At 55.6% G+C, this 1,482-nt stretch carries 1 protein-coding gene; it reads left to right on the forward strand.

Features of this window, described 5'->3' with window-relative positions:
• Positions 1–186: 186 nt before the first annotated feature.
• Positions 187–1,467, forward strand: coding sequence for a hypothetical protein (locus QP908_RS11710; RefSeq protein WP_284772361.1), 1,281 nt, complete (start codon positions 187–189; stop codon positions 1,465–1,467).
• Positions 1,468–1,482: the final 15 nt, after the last annotated feature.

Here is a 1,482-nt window from a genome sequence, read left to right on the forward strand (position 1 = left end):
GAAGCCGCCGGATCAGCTACACTTACTATCGCATCTTGATTAAATCCCCGTGTCCACTTTCCGGGGTTCGGGCCCGCTGTCCGGTCGGCGGTTTCGGGTGTGTTTATCCCAGTGTTTGCGGCTCCGACACGCTTGTTGTATCCGCTTCGTAGGGTGGGTACGTCGGCTATTGGGCTGGTTACCGGCTTGGCGTTTCCGGTGGTGTTGTTGACGCTACCGACACTGTTTTTGCCGTTTAGGGGCATTATTTATCGAGTTGCTGTCCCACTGACGATATTTAGGTTCATCTTGAATTGGAACATTCTGTTCCACAGTGTGGATGCATTCAACCTGATTATCTTGCTGGCGTTGGTATTAATCGCTGCAGTCGCATGGGTCGCGTGGATATTAACCGGTGGTCCTGCTAGTCCCGCTTCGGCACCATTCTGGTGGGCTACAAGCGGTGCTTCGATTCTCGCCTGGCTGTTTTTCGTACTGATTCTCTTAATCTACATTCCTCTCTACCCTGTCGATAAGGTGCGCCAGATTATCACCCCGATTGCCTTACCATGGACGTTCCTGGACGCATTCGGCGTGGATACCGTCACCGCACTCGGCATCGGGCTCGCCCACATCGTGGCACGCACCAGAGGCATCATCGGGATTCTATTACGCCCAATCCTCCCCCTCCTAGTGGGTATCCTCGGCTCGAGTGTTATTGCGGCGGCACGCTGGATGGGCTGGAAAGTCCCCATCCTCGGAGCTCGCCTACTGACCCCAGTAGCCATCGCCCTGGGTGTAAATCACCGGTTCATTATCGCGGCACTTGTTACGCTCACGTGGGTTGGGCAACGACTCAAACGCTGGCCAAAATTCGCCCTCAGCAGTATCGCTACCGTCGTTTCTGCCATTGTGGTCGCACTCGCTACCGCCCGCGGAGTACGCCACCTACTGTTGGACGCTAGTGTTATTGCTGGCGCGTTTCCATGGATGAAGGTCCAAAAGTTGGAGCGGCTTGCCCTAGGGTTGATGATTTCAGCTGTTGTGACTGTCTTCGTGGGTGTTCCATTGCTGCTGGCAGCACGAAAGCTGGCGCAACCATGGAGGGTTCTGGCGAAGCTATCGTTGTTGACGATTGCGGTTACTTTTGCCGCAGCATCGTTAACGATTGTCCCTGGTGTTGCCGGTGCGATTATTTTATTCCTTGCCGCATCCACGTTCCTTACGATGGTCGCCACACACCCTCGAGTTCTTCTCACGCCGTTGGCTGGGCTGCTTACGGTGGTGACGGGGCTTATTCTTGCCGCTGCGGTGGCTTTCCTGGCTGCTGGCACACCACTGCGTGTTGGTAGGCGCCTCTTCCGCCGTATCCGTTTGGCCGCGGTCATCGCGGCAACTCCCATCATTGTTTGGGCTGTGTTGATTTTGGGCCTGGCCCCCAGAAAGTGGACACGTCGGGGGTTAGTTATGCTGCTTGGGTCAGTGTAGCTGAATTAAGCGCTT

The organism is Corynebacterium sp. MSK204, assembly GCF_030229885.1.
Lineage (GTDB): Bacteria > Actinomycetota > Actinomycetes > Mycobacteriales > Mycobacteriaceae > Corynebacterium.